Annotated in this window: 19 protein-coding genes; 12 read left to right on the top strand and 7 right to left on the bottom strand. The window is 59.8% G+C overall.

Annotation, left to right across the window (positions count from 1 at the left end; translation table 11 throughout):
• Window positions 1-11: 11 nt before the first annotated feature.
• The 4 genes from LK542_RS04735 (at window position 12) to LK542_RS04750 (ending at window position 3816) form a co-directional block, all read left to right on the top strand.
• On the top strand, window positions 12-1493 hold the full coding sequence (locus LK542_RS04735; RefSeq protein ID WP_227811015.1) for a hypothetical protein: 1482 nt from the start codon (window positions 12-14) through the stop codon (window positions 1491-1493).
• A complete protein-coding gene (locus tag LK542_RS04740; protein WP_227811016.1) occupies window positions 1490-2077 on the top strand; it encodes a hypothetical protein in 588 nt (195 codons plus the stop codon). Before LK542_RS04735 ends, LK542_RS04740 begins: the two co-directional genes overlap by 4 nt.
• Before the next feature lie 65 nt (window positions 2078-2142).
• Window positions 2143-2406 carry a PAAR domain-containing protein gene (locus tag LK542_RS04745; protein ID WP_227811017.1) on the top strand — a complete coding sequence of 88 codons (264 nt, stop codon included), beginning with the start codon at window positions 2143-2145 and terminating at the stop codon, window positions 2404-2406.
• A gap of 9 nt (window positions 2407-2415) precedes the next feature.
• Window positions 2416-3816: a hypothetical protein gene (locus LK542_RS04750; protein ID WP_227811018.1), complete on the top strand. Its 1401-nt coding sequence runs from the start codon at window positions 2416-2418 to the stop codon at window positions 3814-3816.
• A gap of 19 nt (window positions 3817-3835) precedes the next feature.
• Here LK542_RS04750 and LK542_RS04755 read toward each other — a convergent pair whose 3' ends face one another.
• The 4 genes from LK542_RS04755 to glmS all read right to left on the bottom strand — a co-directional run bounded on the left by LK542_RS04755 (window position 3836) and on the right by glmS (window position 9681).
• The gene (locus LK542_RS04755) at window positions 3836-5143 is read right to left on the bottom strand and encodes a hypothetical protein (protein WP_227811019.1); all 1308 of its coding nucleotides are present in this window, start codon (window positions 5141-5143) and stop codon (window positions 3836-3838) included.
• 4 nt (window positions 5144-5147) lie between these two features.
• A complete protein-coding gene (locus LK542_RS04760) occupies window positions 5148-6239 on the bottom strand; it encodes an NAD/NADP-dependent octopine/nopaline dehydrogenase family protein (protein WP_227811020.1) in 1092 nt (363 codons plus the stop codon).
• Between the two features lie 456 nt (window positions 6240-6695).
• Window positions 6696-7721, bottom strand: coding sequence for a hypothetical protein (locus LK542_RS04765; protein ID WP_227811021.1), 1026 nt, complete (start codon window positions 7719-7721; stop codon window positions 6696-6698).
• A 130-nt stretch (window positions 7722-7851) separates the two neighbouring features.
• Window positions 7852-9681, bottom strand: coding sequence for a glutamine--fructose-6-phosphate transaminase (isomerizing) (gene glmS, locus LK542_RS04770; RefSeq protein WP_227801430.1), 1830 nt, complete (start codon window positions 9679-9681; stop codon window positions 7852-7854).
• Between the two features lie 160 nt (window positions 9682-9841).
• Between glmS and LK542_RS04775 the strand changes: the two genes are divergently transcribed.
• Window positions 9842-10312, top strand: coding sequence for an Lrp/AsnC family transcriptional regulator (locus tag LK542_RS04775; RefSeq protein WP_227811022.1), 471 nt, complete (start codon window positions 9842-9844; stop codon window positions 10310-10312).
• 133 nt (window positions 10313-10445) lie between these two features.
• On the opposite strand, the gene glmU is transcribed toward LK542_RS04775, so the two are convergent.
• Window positions 10446-11822, bottom strand: a complete 1377-nt coding sequence (glmU, locus tag LK542_RS04780) for a bifunctional UDP-N-acetylglucosamine diphosphorylase/glucosamine-1-phosphate N-acetyltransferase GlmU (RefSeq protein ID WP_227811023.1) — start codon at window positions 11820-11822, stop codon at window positions 10446-10448.
• On the opposite strand from glmU, the gene LK542_RS04785 reads away from it, so the two are divergent.
• The 5 genes from LK542_RS04785 (at window position 11782) to LK542_RS04805 (ending at window position 14996) form a co-directional block, all read left to right on the top strand.
• Window positions 11782-12741 (top strand): DUF6279 family lipoprotein, encoded by a 960-nt coding sequence (locus LK542_RS04785; RefSeq protein WP_307728911.1) that lies wholly within the window; start codon window positions 11782-11784, stop codon window positions 12739-12741. The genes glmU and LK542_RS04785 overlap by 41 nt on opposite strands.
• Window positions 12742-12782: 41 nt before the next feature.
• Window positions 12783-13433, top strand: a complete 651-nt coding sequence (rsmD, locus tag LK542_RS04790) for a 16S rRNA (guanine(966)-N(2))-methyltransferase RsmD (protein WP_227811024.1) — start codon at window positions 12783-12785, stop codon at window positions 13431-13433.
• Between the two features lie 111 nt (window positions 13434-13544).
• Window positions 13545-14045, top strand: coding sequence for a pantetheine-phosphate adenylyltransferase (gene coaD, locus LK542_RS04795; protein WP_159699373.1), 501 nt, complete (start codon window positions 13545-13547; stop codon window positions 14043-14045).
• Between the two features lie 22 nt (window positions 14046-14067).
• On the top strand, window positions 14068-14328 hold the full coding sequence (locus LK542_RS04800) for a YfhL family 4Fe-4S dicluster ferredoxin (RefSeq protein ID WP_227801437.1): 261 nt from the start codon (window positions 14068-14070) through the stop codon (window positions 14326-14328).
• 158 nt (window positions 14329-14486) lie between these two features.
• Window positions 14487-14996, top strand: coding sequence for a DUF1003 domain-containing protein (locus LK542_RS04805; RefSeq protein ID WP_227811025.1), 510 nt, complete (start codon window positions 14487-14489; stop codon window positions 14994-14996).
• A gap of 489 nt (window positions 14997-15485) precedes the next feature.
• Here the strand turns inward: LK542_RS04805 and LK542_RS04810 are convergent, their stop codons facing one another.
• Window positions 15486-15680, bottom strand: a complete 195-nt coding sequence (locus LK542_RS04810) for a hypothetical protein (RefSeq protein ID WP_227801439.1) — start codon at window positions 15678-15680, stop codon at window positions 15486-15488.
• A gap of 139 nt (window positions 15681-15819) precedes the next feature.
• On the opposite strand from LK542_RS04810, the gene LK542_RS04815 reads away from it, so the two are divergent.
• Window positions 15820-16776 carry a LysR family transcriptional regulator gene (locus tag LK542_RS04815; protein ID WP_036253186.1) on the top strand — a complete coding sequence of 319 codons (957 nt, stop codon included), beginning with the start codon at window positions 15820-15822 and terminating at the stop codon, window positions 16774-16776.
• Window positions 16777-16951: 175 nt separating this feature from the next.
• Window positions 16952-18514: a PKD domain-containing protein gene (locus LK542_RS04820; RefSeq protein WP_227811026.1), complete on the top strand. Its 1563-nt coding sequence runs from the start codon at window positions 16952-16954 to the stop codon at window positions 18512-18514.
• Window positions 18515-18520: 6 nt separating this feature from the next.
• Here the strand turns inward: LK542_RS04820 and LK542_RS04825 are convergent, their stop codons facing one another.
• The gene (locus tag LK542_RS04825) at window positions 18521-18976 is read right to left on the bottom strand and encodes an Lrp/AsnC ligand binding domain-containing protein (protein WP_005664065.1); all 456 of its coding nucleotides are present in this window, start codon (window positions 18974-18976) and stop codon (window positions 18521-18523) included.
• Window positions 18977-19046 lie beyond the last annotated feature (70 nt).

Here is a 19046-nt window from a genome sequence, read left to right on the forward strand (position 1 = left end):
GGAAAAATCAAATGACCAAAAACAAATTCAAGCTCGCTGGAAGCTCGCACATGACTCCGATCGAAAATATGAACCGGAAGGAAATCAGGATAAAGTCCGACGCCGCTCGAATCAAGGAAATTGTTTTTCTCAACGGTCAGGACGGAGAAAAAGCGAACAGCGTCCAGCAATATGTGAACTTGGAGCGGTCGAAAACCTTTGTTGATGGCTCGACTATTAGCAACCTTGATCGTCTTGGAAATAGGCCAAGACTCAAAGTGTCCTTTAGCAAGCCTGGAACTCACCAATTCATAGTTAAATGTCGTCCACATGCTGATAACGCTGATTACTCTGACGGAGAGTTAGCCCGCAATCCCCGCTTCAAGTATCAGAAGGAACAGAAGTCGTACACAACCGAAAGCGACGGAAGTTTGATCCTGCCACTTGATGACTTCTTTACCAGTCTAGCGGGGAAAGATAAATATGTATTTGACGCAACCGACACGGGTGGCCAAACGGTATCCACCGGAAATTTAGAAGTGCACCGTCTGATTTATCTTGTTGAGATTAAAATGCGTTCGCTTAAATCGTGCGCAAATAGCTTGTCCATTGTAGAAAAAGAGTTTGCCAAACATAACATCAGGTTAGTCAATCTGCCCACTGTCGAGACGGATTACCTTTCAAACATCGGTCATGAAGAGAAACAAACTTTTCTAAAAAACTTGGAAAAAGCATATTCGACTTCAAAAGCCAAAAGCGTGGAGCCTTACAGCATAGCAGTCACGTACACAGGTCATCTTGCCATAAAGAAGTCTAAACACAGAATCCTGCAGCCCTCAGTTAAAGTTGGTCCTGGCTGCCCGAAAGAGTTAGTTGAAATTGTCGGAGACACTCCATCCTCAGATTCGCCAATATATTTTTATCTATGGCAAAACCTTGATAGTGAAGACTGGTTTGTATCCGCAAGATTTATTAAGGATAGTGGAACGCGTGCAGACATAGTTAATATCCCACGGAACAAATGCACGGCCGTGTCGGAGAAACCAAACTCACCGAAAGCGGCAAAGGTAAGTATCGATGTTAGCGCTTTACCAGCAGCGACTGGAACAATCGAGCTAATTGTGCATACCGTGGATTACATGCGGGCTGGAATGGCCTTTTCAGGTGTGAATGTGATTTGTGTCGGCACTCAAGCATGGTGGGAGACCATTGATGAGCATGAGCAGAACCTAACTATCATTCACGAATTAGGGCATAAAATTGGTATGGTGCCTGACGGGACAGGAAAGTGGCCAGACAAACCGCCCACTTGGTACGACAACGCAAAAGGGCATGTCGGAAACCATTGTTTTAACGGGCTCCCTCCGAACTTGACACGTTACGATGGCGATGTTGATGGGCGGCGAACTAAGTGTGTCATGTTCGGTGCCAGCAACGGAAAAACTGAATTCTGTACAAATTGTGCGCCGATTGTTCGCAAAGTGGACATGAGCGATGGCTGGGAACCTCTATGAACGCACTGAACCGTGTTTTAGTAGCCCTCTTTTACGCCGCTTTGCTGTTACCGCTCAATGTGAGCTCTTCGAAAGACCTAGCTAGCTCAACTGGGACCAATACTATGGCAGATGAAAAACTATTCCAACAAGTCCCCTTGGATACGAACGAGCAAACCCCCTGTTCGCCTGAAGATCCGGGTTTCAATTGGCGTGGCGTCGTAATACGTGCTCCTTCAACCATTATCTTACCGAAGAGAACCGCGCAGCTCGCCACAGTGACTATTCCAATTTGCGGCCTTTATCTTGTGGATGTCGCTAATAAGTTCCGCTATCCCGGACCGAAAATTCTGATCTTCTCTGATGACAGCTCGGGACAAACGTACAAAGGTGCGCTTGTTAAGCGTAATATCGAGCCGACAATACCCCCTCCGCCATCGCAGCCAATTAATCCTTCATCAAAAGCCGCCTTCAGTGAGTACTTCAACGTGAATGCAGCAGCTTATTTGGCACTTCCTATACAACCAGCGCGATATCGTGTCAGCATAGAATATGCGGGTTATCGATCTAACGAAGTAATGATCTCTGTTGTTGAGCACCCTTAATTGTCCAAACTCGCACTCCATCTGGACAGCTACAATCAAATAAGCGGTGGGTTCTCGGAGGATTTATGGCAGGTCCATTGATTAAGCTCGGCGACAAAACGTCTCACGGCGGTTCGGTCATTGAAGCGTCTCCACATAGCGATACAGGTGGAGTTGGCATTGCCCGTATGGGCGATAAGACCACATGTCCAACACATGGCTCCAATCCGATCATCAGCGGCGACTCGACGTTAATCATCGATGGCAAACCCGCCGCACGTCACGGAGACAAAACAGCCTGTGGTGCCACCCTGATCGCCGGACAGCAGGCAACGATCGACAACATCTGAGCGACTGACATGATAACAACTACAACAACACCCGCACGCTTTCCTGCCGATTGGTTCAAACTGGGCGCCGTCATTATCACGGCCTTTATCGTCAGCTGGGCGATCGCGCTGTGGTATTGGCACCAGACTGGGCGAGATCCTGGAACAGGCGAGTTGGCGCTGGGCCTGCTTGTTCTGCCCATGGGCATATTGTTTGGCCTGTGGGCAAGTCAGAAAGCGGTCTTGGGTCGTGCAGCACCCATTCCTTCCGTTACCGCAAAGCCGGCGTCGCCCACAGCGCGAGTTGATGCTGCACCTGCTTCACCAGTGCTGGCACTTGTCGCAAGCGCACTGCGCTCCCCGCACGGTACGTCGGCTGAAGAGCTCGCAAGCGCCATTGCCGATAACGAAGCACGCGCCGACCTGGACAAGGAACTTGTCGACGACAACGGTTTTCCGGTGATGACCGCGCGGAGCGACGACGCGCAGGATGACACGTTGCAGGATGAGATTGCGGATTGGCTGACGAGCCAGGGCCTGCAGGTACGGTTATCGGACGAAGAATGGCGCGCCCTGACGCTGGCGACCGGCGTGGCCGCTGAACTCGGCAGCCAGGCGGCCGGTGATCTACTGCCCTCCGACGGCAACCCACCAATGCTCCAGCTCAGCCTGATGTTGCCGCATGAATGGACTATCGAGGTTCGACGTGCAGCCACGATGTGGCTCAAGCATACGGTGAGTCGGTATGGCTGGCCGGAGGCGAATATCACTACCTCAGAAGCCGCTGAGCAGGACCAGGCGACGCCCACCACACTGCTTGCGCAACTGATGCCCGTCGCGTCATCAAATAGCCGATCGCAGGTAGCAATCGTCCTTGCCTGCGCCTCCCTGATCGGACAGGAAAGTGTCGACCGCCTGGCTGCACAATCGGCCCTCTTCACGTCATCACAATCGCGTGGCCAGATCCCGGGCGAGGGCGCAGCTGGATTGCTGTTGACGGACCTGCAGCTTGCGCACTCCTGCGGCGCCGAATTCGCACTGCTGGGCCCGGTTATCGAGCGACGCCGTGACAGCTCCGCCGACGAGGCGCGCCGGGTCGATTCAACCCTGTTGCTGGACATGGTCGACCAGGTCCACAAGGCCGCCGCTGTGGATATCTCGCAGATCAGCATGATCGTGGCAGACACCGCCCACCGTCCCAACCGCGTGCTCGAGCTGATGGGACTGAGCGCCCCGGCCATCCCGCAGGTCGACGCGGCCGACGACATCGTCCGCATCGGCCTGGGCAGTGGCAGCTGCGGCGCCGTGCCCTTCATGACGGTGCTGGCGCTGGCGCGGCACTATGCGCTTGAGCGCGGCGCGCCCATCCTCTGCATCGGCAACGAAGATCCGATCCTGCGCAGCGCGGCGCTGGTACGTCCTCCGGCATAAGCCGCCGGGGGAACCAGACTCAGGTTTCGAGCGAATTGACCACCAGCTTGCGCTTGCCGTTCGGTGCCAGCGGGATGTCGTTCTCTTCCTGCAGCGAGATGTCGAAGAAGCCACCCCAGCGGCGCTGCTGGGCGTCCAGCACGAATGCCCGCTGTTCGTCGTTCAGGCTGCCATGGCGCGGCACCACGGCCAGCGTGATCTCGCCCGCCTTCTTTTGCCGCACCTGGTACAGCCGGACGAAATCCCAGGTCACTTCGTCGATCACGATCGACAAGCCCGGAATCCGCTTGCCGGACCGGTCAACCAGGTATTCGTGCCCGCGGCCATCGATGCCCGGGCAGCGGCCCTCCGCATCGATCAAACCATAGTCGTTGGTCCGGTAGCGGATCAGCGGCATCACATCGTTCCACAGCGAGGTGCCGACGATTTCGGGACGCTCGCCATCCATGCGGTTTTCATTCCAGCCATAGAGCGGCTGGAATTGGTAATCCGAGGTGCCGCTATCGTCCACCTTCAGGAATGCCAGGTTCGTTCGTTCCGACAAACCATAGTTCAGCGATACCGGCGCGCGGAACAGCCGGCGGATCGCCGCAAGCTGCGCTGGCGTCGCAGGTTCCGAAGCCAGCAGCACCGCCTTGACCTGCACGTCGAGTTCCCTGGATTCGACCAACTCGGCCAGCGCCGTCACCGAGCTCGGGTAGCCATGCACGTACTCGGGCCGGAAGCGCTTGATGGCCTCGATGATGGCCGCCTTGTGCTGTCCGTGCACGTGGTAGGGCGACAGCATCAGGCGGTTGCCGACCACGCGCGCCGGTTCCTCGTGCGCCAGGCGGCGGGCGTCCGCGCCGATGCGCAGGATGCGCGACTTGTCGAAGGAGAAGCCGAGCTTGCCCCACTCATGGATAAAGAACGCCTTCTCGATGTCAGCCAGGCGCTTGGTGCGCCACAGGCCGATGCCCTGGCCGGACGAGCCGCCGCTGGTGGCGTACATCAGCTTGTCCGGATCGAGCCGGCGGTCGAGGAAGTCGCGCTGCTGCGACATCACTTCTTCCTTGGACAGGTAGGGGAAGGCGGCCAGCACCTCGTGCACCGGCTCGTTCTTCGCCTCATCGACGCTCAGCTTCACGGTCCGCTGGTAATGCGGCACGTGTTCGAGGGCGTGCACAAGGATCTTGCGCAGGCGCTGCTGGGCCTGCGCCGCAATGGCAGCCTTGTCCTGCGACAGCATGTCCAGCACGCTGAAGAAGTCCGGGTGGTAAAGGACGCGGCTCGGAATGTAGCGGCGCCAGGCGTAATACGGTTTGGCGAGCAGGTCGTGGATGGTCACATCGTCACCCGTTCAGGATGCGGTTGAACTCGGCAGGCGACTTGTCGCCCAGCCCCAGCCGTTCCAGCGTGCGCGCCTCAAGCAGGAAGTCGCGGTCGAGCAGGCCGCTGGCGATGACGATCAGGGCGTCGGCAGTCGGCGTGGGCACACCCATCAGGCGGCCGATCGAGGACAGCAGCGCCAGGCCCATCGGCACGTCTTCGGTGATGAAACGGGTCTGCAGGGTCGCTGGTCCCTTGGGGCCACCCTCGCGCGCATAGCGGCGGAATACGGAAATCGAAGGTTGCGACAAGTCTTCTTCGTTGCGGAACTTGCATTCGTCAAAGTAAGGCGAAGGTTTGCCGCCGGTTGCCGCGATGACGGCATTCTTTTCGGCGTCGAGTTTATACAGCAGGTTGAGCACGGACGGCGTGAAGGCTTCGCGGTACATCCAGAATTCGCCTTCGGAGTGTTCGATGCGGCTGGCCGACAGCAGGGTGCCGATCGTGTGCACGATCAGGTTCGGGTTGTGCATGGCCGACTCGACCACATTGCTGCGCGTCGCGACATAGGTCGGGAACAGGCGCGCGGCGCGTTCCAGCCCTTCGGCGGCGCGCTCGCGTGGCAGGAAGGCCAGCGCATTACGGGTGTTGCGGAACAGGACGTTGACGACGCCCGGCTCGACGATGCGCGCGTCGTAGGGCAGGCTTTCACCTTCCGCCAGCAGGAAGGCTTCCTTCTTCTGGTAGGGCAGGAAGTAACAGGAACCCATGTAGCCCGGCGCCAGCAGCACCAGCTGGTGGGCCTTGAGGTAAGGGCCGATCAGCTCGGCGATCTCGGCATGGCATTGCGTCTGGGTGGTGATGATGATGGCATCAGGCGTGATGGCGAAGGCTTCGCCGACGTCACGGGTGGCCAGGGCGATGGTCGCGGTGCTGGTCTCGCCGCCTTTTGGATTGCTGATGAGCTTGATCGCGCGGGTCTCGCGCACGGTATCGAAATTCTGGTCATGCAGCGAGCGGGAAGTTTTCAGCAAGGCGACCCGGTGCCCGTCCTGGGCCAGGATCGCGCCAAGCGCGCATCCTGCATTGCCAGCGCCTACCATTAACACATTCATGCGTCCTCCATTCGACCGGCCGGACGGCACGACGCGGCGAGCGTCAGTGCCAGGCTTCGCTAAGAACGCGGCGGCCCGGTCATTGGGTTCATCAAAGGCGGCAACAGGACCTCATGGAATGGCGCGCAAACGCTTCCCTGGAGAGCACACAGTGCCTCTCCACGTCACCGCACGAATCAAAAATGATCAAACGAGTACCCGTTTTGGATGCTCATCGATGAAATTAAGATAAGTTTGTTCAATTGGGAAGTCAAACCAATTCCGCCCCGAAAGAAGCTGGAAATTACGCACTTTTTAGAGGGAGAAATGGCTGTTTTTGCGGAGGAACTGCTGTGTTAGTGGTGCTGATGAGGCATGCGTAAAGACCACATGCGCGCATACATCTTGTAACAACTCTAACAATTTACGGGGTTTCTGTTACTGCGTGCTCCGACGTCGATGCATACTGCGTGAGCATTATTGAGCCGACAGCCAACTAGGTATCCAGTCAATTGCCAGCAAGGGCTTTGCGTACTTGTAGGCGATGTTTCCCCATTTGATCTTTTTCGCTAATCCTCTCTCGGCATCCTCGTCCTTGCCCGTGAGCCGGCGTTCGAAGCTGGCGATCGCATTGGGGAAGTGACGATTCGAATACTCAATCTTCTTCGAGTGAATCGGCGTCCCTTTAGGAGCATTTCCGATATGTTCCGTAATCGTCATGGTCATGTGATTCGGCTCCCCCGTGAGCTCGTTACCGCGATGCACACGGCCACCCATAAAGAATGCTATCCGATGAGGCCCCCAGTCCGGTTTCGACGAAGCAAGTCCAGGATCAGCCAAGACTGCGTCTTGCCAGTGCCTGGAGTTGATGGTCCGCCCATCGAGGCAGAAGTGCCTGGATTTCGTAATGGCGTCCTGCATCTCCGTATCTGTCACAGTCTGCCGAATCAGCGACTGGCTTTCGTTCCAGTACATCAACGCGAATGGGAGATTGGATGGGAGAACGCCCTTGCATTCGTATCGCGCTTGCTCGATGAAGTTTTTCAGCATCTTCTCGTACAGCCCAGCGCCGGGCCGAATCCCGAACTTGGCCGCGATGACTTCATGAACAACTGCAGCGTTCTCTACGAGAAGCCGAAGGATCTCTGCATTGAATTCCTTATTCTTGCGAGGCTCGGATGAGCTCAAACTGACTTTGCCGCGCAGTGAGCAGTTGTCGTAAGCATCCTGATTGTAGGTGATCCGCAAGCCTGGGACGTCATGCTTGTAGTGTTTGCCGAAGGGCGCAGTCGGGTCACGATCATTCTCGCCGCGTATCCGATCCAGTTCGCGGATCTCGATCGCGTTTTTACATTCCGGACAAGTGGCAAGGTAAAGCGGTCTCTTGGGCAAGCTCCTGGTCTCGGTCGCCCAAGGCTGACGCCGCTGTGTCGAACTGAAATAGGCTTCTTCCGTGATGAATGCGTATCCCGGGCGGTCTGGCCACAATGCAAATATATCCATAGGTATGATTTCCACAAGGAAAGTTAATCATACCTGATGGTGCTCACACATCGGCCGCGGGCTGATGCACAAAGGCCGGTATTGAACCGGCCCTTCCAATGCATTCACGGTCTCGACGGGACCCGTCTGATTATTCCACAGTGACCGACTTGGCCAGGTTGCGCGGCTTGTCCACATCGGTGCCGCGTGCGAGCGCGGTGTGATAAGCCAGCAGCTGCAGCGCGGCCACGTGCAGGATCGGCGACAGGTCGCCATAGTGCTCCGGCAGGCGAATCACGTGCAGGCCTTCGCCCGAGGTGATGCGCGAGTCGACGTCGGCGAAGACGTAGAGCTGGCCGCCGCGGGCGCGGACTTCCTGCATGTTCGACTTCAGCTTTTCCAGCAGCGCATCGTTCGGGGCGATCGTGACCACCGGCATCTCTTCGGTCACCAGGGCCAGCGGGCCGTGCTTCAGCTCGCCTGCAGGATAGGCTTCGGCGTGGATGTACGAGATTTCCTTGAGTTTCAATGCACCTTCGAGGGCGATCGGGTAGTGCATGCCGCGGCCCAGGAACAGGGCGTTTTCCTTGCGTGCGAACTCTTCTGCCCAAGCCATGATCTGCGGCTCCAGCGCCAGTACCGAGGACAGGGCGACCGGCAGGTGGCGCATCATCTTCAGGTGCTCGGCTTCTTCCGCGTCCGTCAGGCGGCCGTTCACTTGCGCCAGGGTCAGCGTCAGGAGGAACAGCGCGGCCAGCTGGGTGGTGAAGGCCTTGGTCGAGGCCACGCCCACTTCGACGCCGGCGCGGGTGATGTAGGCCAGCTTGCACTCGCGCACCATGGCACTGGTGGCGACGTTGCAGATGGTCAGCGTGTGCGGCATGCCGAGGCTGCGCGCATGCTTCAGCGCAGCCAGGGTGTCGGCCGTCTCGCCGCTCTGCGAGATGGTGACGACCAGGGTCTGCGGGTGCGGGACGCTGTCGCGGTAGCGGTATTCGCTGGCGATCTCGACGTTGACCGGGACCTTGGCAATGCACTCGATCCAGTACTTCGCGGTCAGACCGGCGTAGTAGCTGGTGCCGCAAGCCAGGATCAGCACACGATCGATTTCCTTGAACACGCCATAGGCACCGTCGCCGAACAGTTCCGGCATGATGCCGGTTACACCTTCCAGGGTGTCGCCGATGACGCGCGGCTGCTCGAAGATTTCCTTCTGCATGTAGTGGCGGTACGGACCGAGCTCGGCGGCGCCGGTGTGGGCGTGCACGGTTTTCACTTCACGCTCGACCGGGCGGCCTTCGGCGTCGACGATCCAGTAGCGCGCCAGTTGCAGGTCGACCACGTCGCCTTCTTCCAGGTAAATGATCTGGTTGGTGGTGCCGGCCAGCGCCATGGCGTCGGAAGCAACGAAATTCTCGTTCTCGCCCACGCCGACGATCAGCGGCGAGCCCTGGCGGGCGGCGACCACGCGGTGCGGTTCTTCACGCGAGAACACGGCGATCGCGTAGGCGCCGTGCAGGCGCTTGACGGCCTGCTGGACGGTGTCGAACAGGTCGCCGTTGTACATGTGGTCGACCAGGTGGGCGATCACCTCCGTATCGGTCTGGCTGGTGAATTCGTAGCCGAGGCCCTTCAGTTCGGTGCGCAGCTCGTCGTGGTTCTCGATGATGCCGTTGTGGACAAGTGCGATGCGGGCATTGCCTTCGCTTGGAGAGAAGTGCGGGTGGGCGTTGTGCGATGCCGGCGCGCCGTGGGTGGCCCAGCGGGTGTGGGCAATGCCGGTGAAGCCGTCGAGGCGGGCTTCGCGCACTTGCGTTTCCAGGTCGGCCACGCGCGAGGTGCTGCGCGAGCGGGTCAGCTTGCCGTCGAGGTGGACGGCAACGCCGCAGGAATCATACCCACGGTACTCCAGGCGTTTCAGGCCCTCGATCAGGACTGGGGTGATGTTGCGCTTGGCGACTGCACCGACGATACCGCACATGTTTGACCTCGTTTAAAGATTTGCAATAATACCTATCGTAGAGCAACTAGGTTGAAATAAGCTTTCAGAATTCACGATCTTTTGATAGATTATTTCATCAGTCAAAAGCCATGAAATATTCTTTCATTCAGAGCAGAATTTTTGTTATTTATTTCAATTGATGTCAGATCAACTACCTTTAGACGAGCTCGATCGTCGCATCCTGAACGCATTGCAGACTGATGCATCGCATACGAATGCCGAATTGGCTGAACTTGTGCACGTGTCACCGCCCACTTGTTTGCGCCGGGTAAAGCAGCTCACCGATGCCGGTGTCATCGAACGCCAGGTCGCGATCGTCGATCCGACCAAGGTCGGTGCCCGCTTGAGCGCCATCGTCGAGATTACGCTCGACGTGCAGGCTGCCGAACGCATGGACGAGTTCGAAAGCCTGGTGGCGCAGGAAGGCGCAGTGCTGCAGTGCTACCGCGTGTCCCCGGGCCCGGATTTCGTGCTGGTGGTGCAGGTGGCGGACATGCCCGCCTACCACGCGCTGGCGCACCGCCTGTTCACGGCGCATGCCAACGTGCGCAACGTGAAAGCTTATTTTTCGACCCACCGCGCCAAGTTCGACACCCGGATCGCGGTCTGAGCCATACAGCAATCTGTGGATAAGTTTGTGGACTAGCACCCGGAAAACCACAGGATAAGCATGTGTTTTTCCTGTGTTTTTCCTGTGTTTTTCCTGTGTCCTTCCTGTTGTTAGCCTGTAGATTGCCGGTGGATTACTTCTTGGTTTTCACTGGGCGCGACCATCCTTCGATGGTCATTTGCTTCGGACGCGAGATGGTCAGCTTGCCGGCCGGCGCATCCTTGGTGAGGGTGGTGCCCGCACCCAGGGTTGCGCCCTTGCCGACGGTCACTGGCGCCACCAGTTGGCTGTCGCTGCCGATGAAGGCGTCGTCCTCGATCACGGTGCGGAACTTGTTGGCGCCGTCGTAATTGCAGGTGATGGTCCCGGCGCCGATGTTCACGCGCGAGCCGACGGTGGCGTCGCCCACGTAGGCCAGGTGATTGGCCTTGCTGTGCGCGGCGACCTGGCTGTTCTTGATCTCGACGAAGTTACCCACATGGACGTCTTCGCCCAGCTCGGTGCCGGGGCGCAGGCGCGCATAGGGGCCGATCTGCGACTTGTCGCCGACCACCGCGTCCTCAATGTGGCAGAAGGGCTTGATCTGAGCCCCGGCGCCGACTTTTGCATTGACCAGCACGCAGTGCGGGCCGACCGTGACGCCATCAAGCAGCTCGACGCGGCCTTCGAACACGCAGCCGACGTCGATCACGACATCGCGTCCGCAGATGAGTTCACCGCGCACGTCGATGCGGGCCGGATCCATCAGGGTGACGCCTTTTTCCAGCAGGGCATTGGCGATGTTCAGCTGGTGACGACGCTCGAGCTCGGCCAGTTGGACCTTGCTGTTGACGCCTGCCACTTCCCATTCGGCCGAAGGCTGGGCCGACACCACTGGCACGCCGTCTTGAACAGCCTGGGCCACGATATCGGTCAGGTAGTACTCGCCCTGCGCATTGTTGTTCGACAGCGCCGCCAACCATTTCTTAAGGTGCACGGTCGGGATGCACATGATGCCGCTGTTGATCTCGCGGATCGCGCGCTCGGCTTCAGTGGCGTCCTTTTCCTCGACGATGCGCACGATATTCCCGTTCTCGCGCACGATGCGGCCCAGGCCGAAGGGATTGGCCTGCTCCACGGTCAGGATGGCGAGCTTGTCCTTGCCGGCGGCCTCGACCAGGCGGCCGAGCGAGGCGGCGGTGGTCAGGGGCACGTCGCCGTACAGCACCAGGGTCGGCACGCTTTCGTCCAGCTGCGGCACGGCCTGCATCACCGCATGGCCTGTACCCAGCTGGGGCTGCTGGAGCGCGGTCTCGATGTTGGCGCCGGTCTCCTGCGCCAGCTTGCCAACCATCTCGGGCACCGCTGCGCCCCCGTGCCCGTAAATCACGCATAATTTACTCGGCGATAAGCTGCGGGCGGTATCGATTACATGGCGCAACAGCGGCTTCCCTGCCAATGGATGCAAGACTTTTGGCAGTGCGGACTGCATGCGTTTTCCCATGCCGGCGGCGAGGATCACAACGTTCATATGCCGTTCTCAAAAAGTTGAAAATATGAAAAAGTTTAACACGCAAGAGTCCTTGTTCCAGCGCACTATTGCGCTATGCATGGTGGCGCTGTTCGCGCTCCTCGCAGCTTGCAGTTCGGTGCGTTTCACCTATAACCAAGGCGATACCTTACTGTATTGGTGGTTGGATTCCTATGCCGATCTGGAAGGCAACCAGGCCGACATTGCCAAGCGCGACATCGACAATCTGTTCAAATGGCATCGCCAGACCCAGCTGCGCGACTACGCGGCATTGCTGGGCAATATGCAGCGCCAGCTCGCCGGCAACCCGACCCAGGCCGACCTGATCAACCTGTACAAGGAAATCCGCGTCCGAGGCGAACGTCTGGCCGGCCATGCCGTGCCGGAAATGACCACTCTGGCACTGTCGCTCAAACCAGACCAGATTGCCGATATCGAGCGCAAATTTATTTCGAAAAACGCGGAATATCGGAAGAAATTTATTGAAGGCAGTACCGAAAAGCGCCAGCGCGCCCGCTTCAAGAAGGCCATGGACCAGCTGGAACTCTGGTTCGGCAACTTCAGCAGCGAACAGCAGGAGACCCTGCGCAAGACCATGGACGCACGCCCGCTCGACAACGAGATCTGGCTGGAGGAACGGGTTTGGCGCCAGCGCCGCATCCTCAGTCTGCTGCGCAAGTTCCAGCAGGAGAAACCGAACCGCGAGCAGGCCGCCGCCCAGATCACGGCGATGCAGCGCGAACTGTTCAGCCGCATGGATTCGCCCGAGCGCAAGCCCTTCTATGACACCAGCGTCGACCAGACCACGAAGTTCATCCTGACTGCGATCCGCATTGCCACCCCGGCGCAAAAGAAACACGCCCAGGAGCGCATGCAGGGCTGGATCAATGATTTCAACGCCCTCGCGGCCGGGAAGTAGCCAAGAATAGGCGGCACTATGCCCATGCTATAGTGCCGCCCATGCAAAAGAAGTCCTCCAAACCCCACAGTTCCCATAGCCACGGGGCGCCGCGTCTCGCCCCGCGCCAAGTGCGCATCATCGGCGGCGCCTGGAAACGCGCGCTGCTGCCGGTCCTCGATGCCGAAGGCCTGCGTCCCACCCCTGACCGCGTGCGCGAGACCGTGTTCAACTGGATCCGCCACCAGCTCGGCGGCGATCTGGAGGGCGCCAGCTTCCTCGACCTGTTCGCCGGCTCGGGCGCACTCGGCTTCGAAGCGGCCAGCCGCGGCGCGGTGATGGTGACGATGGTGGACAACCATGGCCCGGCGGCACGCCAGCTGGAAGCCAACCGCGACAAGCTGAAAGCGGACAACGTGAAAGTGCTGCGCGCCGACGCGCTGGCGCTGGTCAAAGACCTGGCGGCACGCGGCCAGCGTTTCGACGTGATCTTCCTCGATCCGCCCTACCAGCTGGGCCTGCTCAGCCAGATCCTGCCGCTGTGCCCGGCCATCCTGAACGAGGGCGGCATGGTCTATGCCGAGACCGGCGCCGCCCTGCCTTTCGAAGACACGGAATTGCCCGACTGGCTGGCCGGCTGGGATGCAATCCGGGACGACAAGGCCGGCATGGTCTATTACTACCTGCTGAAATTGCACACAGACGAGGCTTAGTCCTTAAAAACTGCACAAGAATTGGGCAAAACCAGCCCCTTGCTGGGGCGACTGCCGGATTTTCAGGCATAATGCGCGTTCTGACAGGGTGATTTCTCCAAGGGAGCCGCAATGGTTGTAGCCGTTTATCCAGGTACTTTCGATCCGCTCACGCGGGGGCACGAAGACTTAGTGCGCCGTGCGTCGGGCCTGTTCGACCGCCTGGTGGTTGGCGTGGCCGACAGCAAGAACAAGCGACCCTTCTTTTCGCTCGACGAGCGCCTGGAGATCGCCAATGAGGTGCTCGGCCATTATCCGAACGTGCAGGTGGAGAGCTTCTCCGGCCTGCTGAAGGATTTCGTGCGCCAGCATGACGCGCGCGTGATCGTGCGCGGCCTGCGCGCAGTGTCCGACTTCGAGTATGAATTCCAGATGGCGGGCATGAACCGCTACCTGCTGCCCGACGTCGAGACCCTGTTCCTGACGCCGTCCGACCAGTATCAGTTCATTTCGGGCACCATCGTGCGCGAGATCGCGATGCTGGGCGGCGACGTATCGAAATTCGTCTTCCCGTCGGTGGACCGCTGGCTGCAAAAGAAAATCGCAGCGATGAAAGCGGCCACCGCGCCCTGAGCAGCAAGGAACGAGCAATACCATGGCACTGATGATTACCGACGATTGCATCAACTGCGACGTCTGCGAACCCGAATGCCCGAACGACGCCATCTCCATGGGCGCCGAGTTCTACCAGATCGACCCGGGCAAATGCACCGAATGCGTCGGTCATTTCGAACAGCCGACCTGCGCGGAACTGTGCCCGGTCGCATGCATTCCCATTAACCCCGAATGGCGCGAAACGCGCGAGCAGCTGCAGGCGAAATACGAACGCCTGACTGCCGAGAAGGCAAGCGCCTGATCCCGAGCCGGCTTCCATGCCGGCTTTTCTTTTTCCATTGTCACTGACGCGCCAATGCCCCGCCGGCGCACGCGCACGAACAGGGTGTGCGCAGGCCAAGTGCTATCCTGATTGGCATGGATGCGCCACACGATCATGAGGAAGCAATTCCCTCCACCGTGCACGAACATGTCGGCACGGTGTCGGAATTCTATGCGCGCCATGAAGAGCAAACCACGCCGGCGCAGCGCATCGTCGAGAAGATCAGTATCTTCCTCGGCAGTCCGGCCTATGTCGCCGGCAACCTGGTCTTCGTCGTCCTGTGGATCATCTGGAACCTGGCGGCGCCCGAACTCGGGTTCGACCAATGGGATGAGCCGCCCTTCTTCTGGCTGCAGGGCTTGATTGCCCTGAATGCCTTCATCATCTCCACCACCGTGCTGATTCGCCAGAATCGCATGTCCGCCCTCGCCAACCAGCACGCCCACCTCGACCTGCAGGTCAATTTGCTGGCCGACGAAAAGACTAGCAAGATCATCGAGATGCTGGACGAGCTCCGGCGCGACCTGCCCAACGTCCGGGACAAGGTCGACCGCAAGGCCGAAGAACTCGCCAAACCGACCGATACCGGCGCTGTCATCTCGATCATTGAGGAAGCGTCCGAACAGCTCAACTGCAAACACAAGTAATTCACTGTGCACGGCACGAACATGCCTTGAGGACCGGGGCAGGCAGGCGTTCGCCTTCGTTTTAACCAATATTCACCATAAACGCTGAATAGAACGTGAAATCTGTTTAACATCAGCCATTACACATCCATATTCTTTTTTCTTTGCGCTAACGGAAGATAAAAGCGATTATTTGCTTCGGCTTCCTTACCGATCGAACACCTGCGCTATGTTCCGCCTTCCCCCAACATTCCGCAGGCAAGATAGGGCCATTTGCTCCGATTTATCCGCTCTGCATGAACGTCGAGAGGACTTGGCCATCGATCACTTTTTAACTCTTCGTGAATTTTGTTAAATCGCCGAGGCCTGAAAACCCGGGTGACGAAGAGTCACCGCAGGCTCAACGCCGAATGGTCGACAAACGAGAGGGAAAGGCCGAAACCGGAGAGAACGGACGAAAAAAAACGCGGCGTCCGAATCGGAGGCCGCGTTTAAACGGAGGAATGGGGATCAGCGCTTGGCCAGGTGGGCCTTGGGCGGGCGCGGGCGCACGGCCAGGACGGCGGCGCGGCCGATGCCGACCAGCAGCGGGCGGAAGAACATGGCGACGCCACCCAGCAGCGCCACACCGGTGGCGGTACGAACGACCTGGCCGACTGGAACGGCGGCAACTGCGGTCTGGATGAGGGTGAGCGAGGCAGACATGGTGTTGATAATTGTTGAGTTGTGCACAGCATAGTGCGATGCAACATATAAATCTAATTTTGTTCACTGATGACGCTTATGCATTCTGTGAATACTTGAGGTACACTGGGAGCATCTGTATTGCCATCGATAAGTTCCCATGAGCTTTCTGACGCTTGACCTGAACCTGCTGCGCGTCTTCGACGCAGTGATGACCGAGCAAAACCTCACCCGCGCCGCCGGGCACCTCGCGATGACCCAGCCGGCCGTTTCCAACGCCATCAAGCGGCTGCGCGAAAGTCTGGGGGACGAACTCCTGATCCGCACCGCCTATGGCGTCAAGCCGACGCCGCGCGCCGAAGCGCTATGGCCGGCCGTGCGCCAGGCCCTGGCTGCGCTGGAAGCGGCCGTGATGCCGGAAACCTTCGACGTTTCCAAGGCCCAGGCCACCTTCCGCATGGCGATGGCCGACGCTACCGCCGCCCTGTGGCTGCCGTCACTGATGCGCTCGATCGAACGCGAAGCGCCGGGCGTGAACATCCGCATGGTGCCCCTCACCACGCGCGAACCGCGGCCGATGCTGCTGCGTGGCGACATCGACCTCGCGGTCGGCTTCTTCCCGGGGGTGGCGGCCCAGCTGTCCTACGAAACGGGTTCGCCGATCCGCCACGAGCGCCTGTACTCGGGCGTCTACGTGTGCGTGATGCGCAAGGACCACCCGCTGGCCAAGGAAAAGCTCGACCTCGACACCTATTGCAAGGCGAATCACCTCCTGGTGAGCTTCTCGGGCCGCGCCCACGGCCTGGTGGACGAAGCGCTGGCCCAGATCGGGCGCGAGCGCCGCATCCTGCTGACCGTAAACCAGTTCTTCACGGCAGGGCGCGTGGTGGCGAATTCGGACCTGATCACGGTACTGCCGAAGCACCTGATGGTGTCCACCGGCATGACCGACGCGCTGGTCTGGCGCGAACTGCCCTTCCAGCTGCCGGCCGTGCACCTCGACATGCTCTGGCACGAGCGCGACGGCCGCAGCCCGGCGCACCGCTGGCTGCGCAAGAACCTGGAAAGCATGGCAGAAAGCGCCTCACCCAAAACCGGCGCCAGGAAAGTGGTCTAGAACACTGCATGCCGGCATCGTTGCCGGCATCGTTTTTTCCGCCTGCAAGATCCGCCTCCGGAACCGCTTTCGAGCCCTGTCCGGCTTTGTGATACCTCGTCCCGGCTCGTCCCGCTGCACCCTACATTGAGAGAGGCGCATGCACGGTGCATGCGCCTACCAATGGGAGGTAAGCATGCGAAACTTTTCGACAGGACGGATCGCGCTCGCGGCCGGCGTGATGGCGTTTGGCGGCGCACTATGGCAGGCGCAGGCTGCCGCGCCGGAGGAGCTGGAGGCTGCAACAGCTACCTACGCCGGCAAGGACGTCTACGGGATCGTGAACCTGGTGCCGTCCCCGGTGCTGCGCACCTACATCAATGCGCGTGGCCAGGTGGCCCTGGAATACATCGCGCTCGACGACCGGCTGCATGCCGGCGTCTTCAACGGCGAGCGCCTGCTCGACATCAGCCCGCCGGGCCACGATACCTCTTCGGTCAGCGGCATCAACGACTGGGGTGAGGTAGCCCTGCAGATCCGCTTCCCCAGGACCGATCCGTCGACCGCCGTGTTCCAGCCCTATCGCTGGTCCGCGGCGCGCGGCTTGGTGCCGCTGCCATCGCCCAACCCGGACACCAACACCTTCCTGCAGACCCTCAACAACCGCGGCGAGATCGTCGGTGGCTCCGACACCACTGGAGACAGCAACTACCGGGCGGTACGCTGGACCGCGGCCAATCGCCTGTTGCCCCTGCCATCCCCGACCGGTCTCACCAATACCTTCGCCACCGACATCAACGAGAACAACATCACCCTGGGCGACGGCCAGAGCGCCGGCGGCGCCTCGCACCTGATCGTCTGGAATGCAGCCGGCCGCGCGACCGACCTCGGCACGCTGGGCGCGAGCAGCGTTGTCAGCCGCTTCCTCAACAACCGCGGCGACATCGTCGGCCTGTTCGATTTCACCACCCCGAACTTCACGTCCTTCCTGCTAAGCCCGGGCAAAGGCGCGGCACGCATCGGCCTGAACACGGTTCCGACCGATCTCAACGAAGCGGGCGAGGTGGTCGGCCGGGTCCAGCGCAGCAACAACGAGAACCGCGCCTTCGTGTTTTCGCGTGCGCGCGGACTGGTCAACCTTAACCCTTCATCCTTCTGGGCGTCCGAAGCGAATGGCCTCAACGACAGTGGGGTGGTGGTGGGCCTGGCCTGGCCAGAGCAGTACGCCCAGAGCCGCGCCTGGCGCTGGCTGCGCTCTGGCGCCGGCGTCGACCTGAATAGGCGCCTGCTGAACGCTCCTGGCGGACTGGTGCTGACCAACGCACTCACCGTGTCCGCCAATGGCGATATCGTGGCCGAATCGAATGCCGGGCTGGTCCTGCTACGCCCGAACGGCGGCGGGACCGATGCGCCGGTGCTGGGGCCGATCCAGCTGACCCAGCTCCAGGTAAACCGTCCGGTCCAGCTCACGCTGTCGCTGCGCGACCGCAACCCGGCGGACACGCATAGCGCCACGGTCGACTGGGGCGACGGCAGGGGGCCGCAAGCGGCGGCGCTGCGCGAATACAGGGGCAAGGGCGAGGTGCGCGCCAGCCATACCTACACGGCGCAGGGCGACTACAGCATCGTGGTACGCGTGACCGACTCGAGCCGCAGGAGCACCACGCTGTACGAGCGCATCAACTTGCTCGAGCTCGGTACGCCGGGACAGGTCGCTAAAAAGCGCCCGCAGGCGCATCCGCAGGCGCCGGGGCGTTGAGGAGGCTTAGCGGATCGGCAGCTTGGTGGTGTTCTTGACCTCTTCCATCACTGCATAGGTGTGCGTTTCGCGCACACCTTTTTGCAGCAGGGTCTTGCCGAGGAATTCGCGGTAGGCGGCCATGTCCTTCACACGCGCCTTGACCAGGTAGTCGAAGCCGCCTGCCACCATGTGGCATTCGAGCACTTCCGGAATCATCTGGACGCTCTGTTTGAATGCATCGAAGACCTCGGGAGTGGTACGATCGAGCACCACCTCGATGAACACCAGCAGCGACACGTCCAGCAGCTGGGGGTTGAGCTGGGCCGTATAGCCCATGATGTAGCCGGATTCGTGCAGCTTGCGCACGCGCTCCAGGCAGGCGGCGGGAGAGAGGTTGACCCGTGCCGCCAGCTCGACGTTGCTGATTCGTCCGTCGTTCTGCAGTTCTGCCAGAATCTTCTTACTGATCTTGTCGAGCATGGTCCGCCTCCTGCCATGTAAATATTATTCGGTCAGATTGTCTCACCAAAAACTATCTTTTGCTAGTCTG

The organism is Massilia sp. IC2-477 (assembly GCF_020707265.1).
Classification (GTDB): domain Bacteria; phylum Pseudomonadota; class Gammaproteobacteria; order Burkholderiales; family Burkholderiaceae_D; genus Telluria.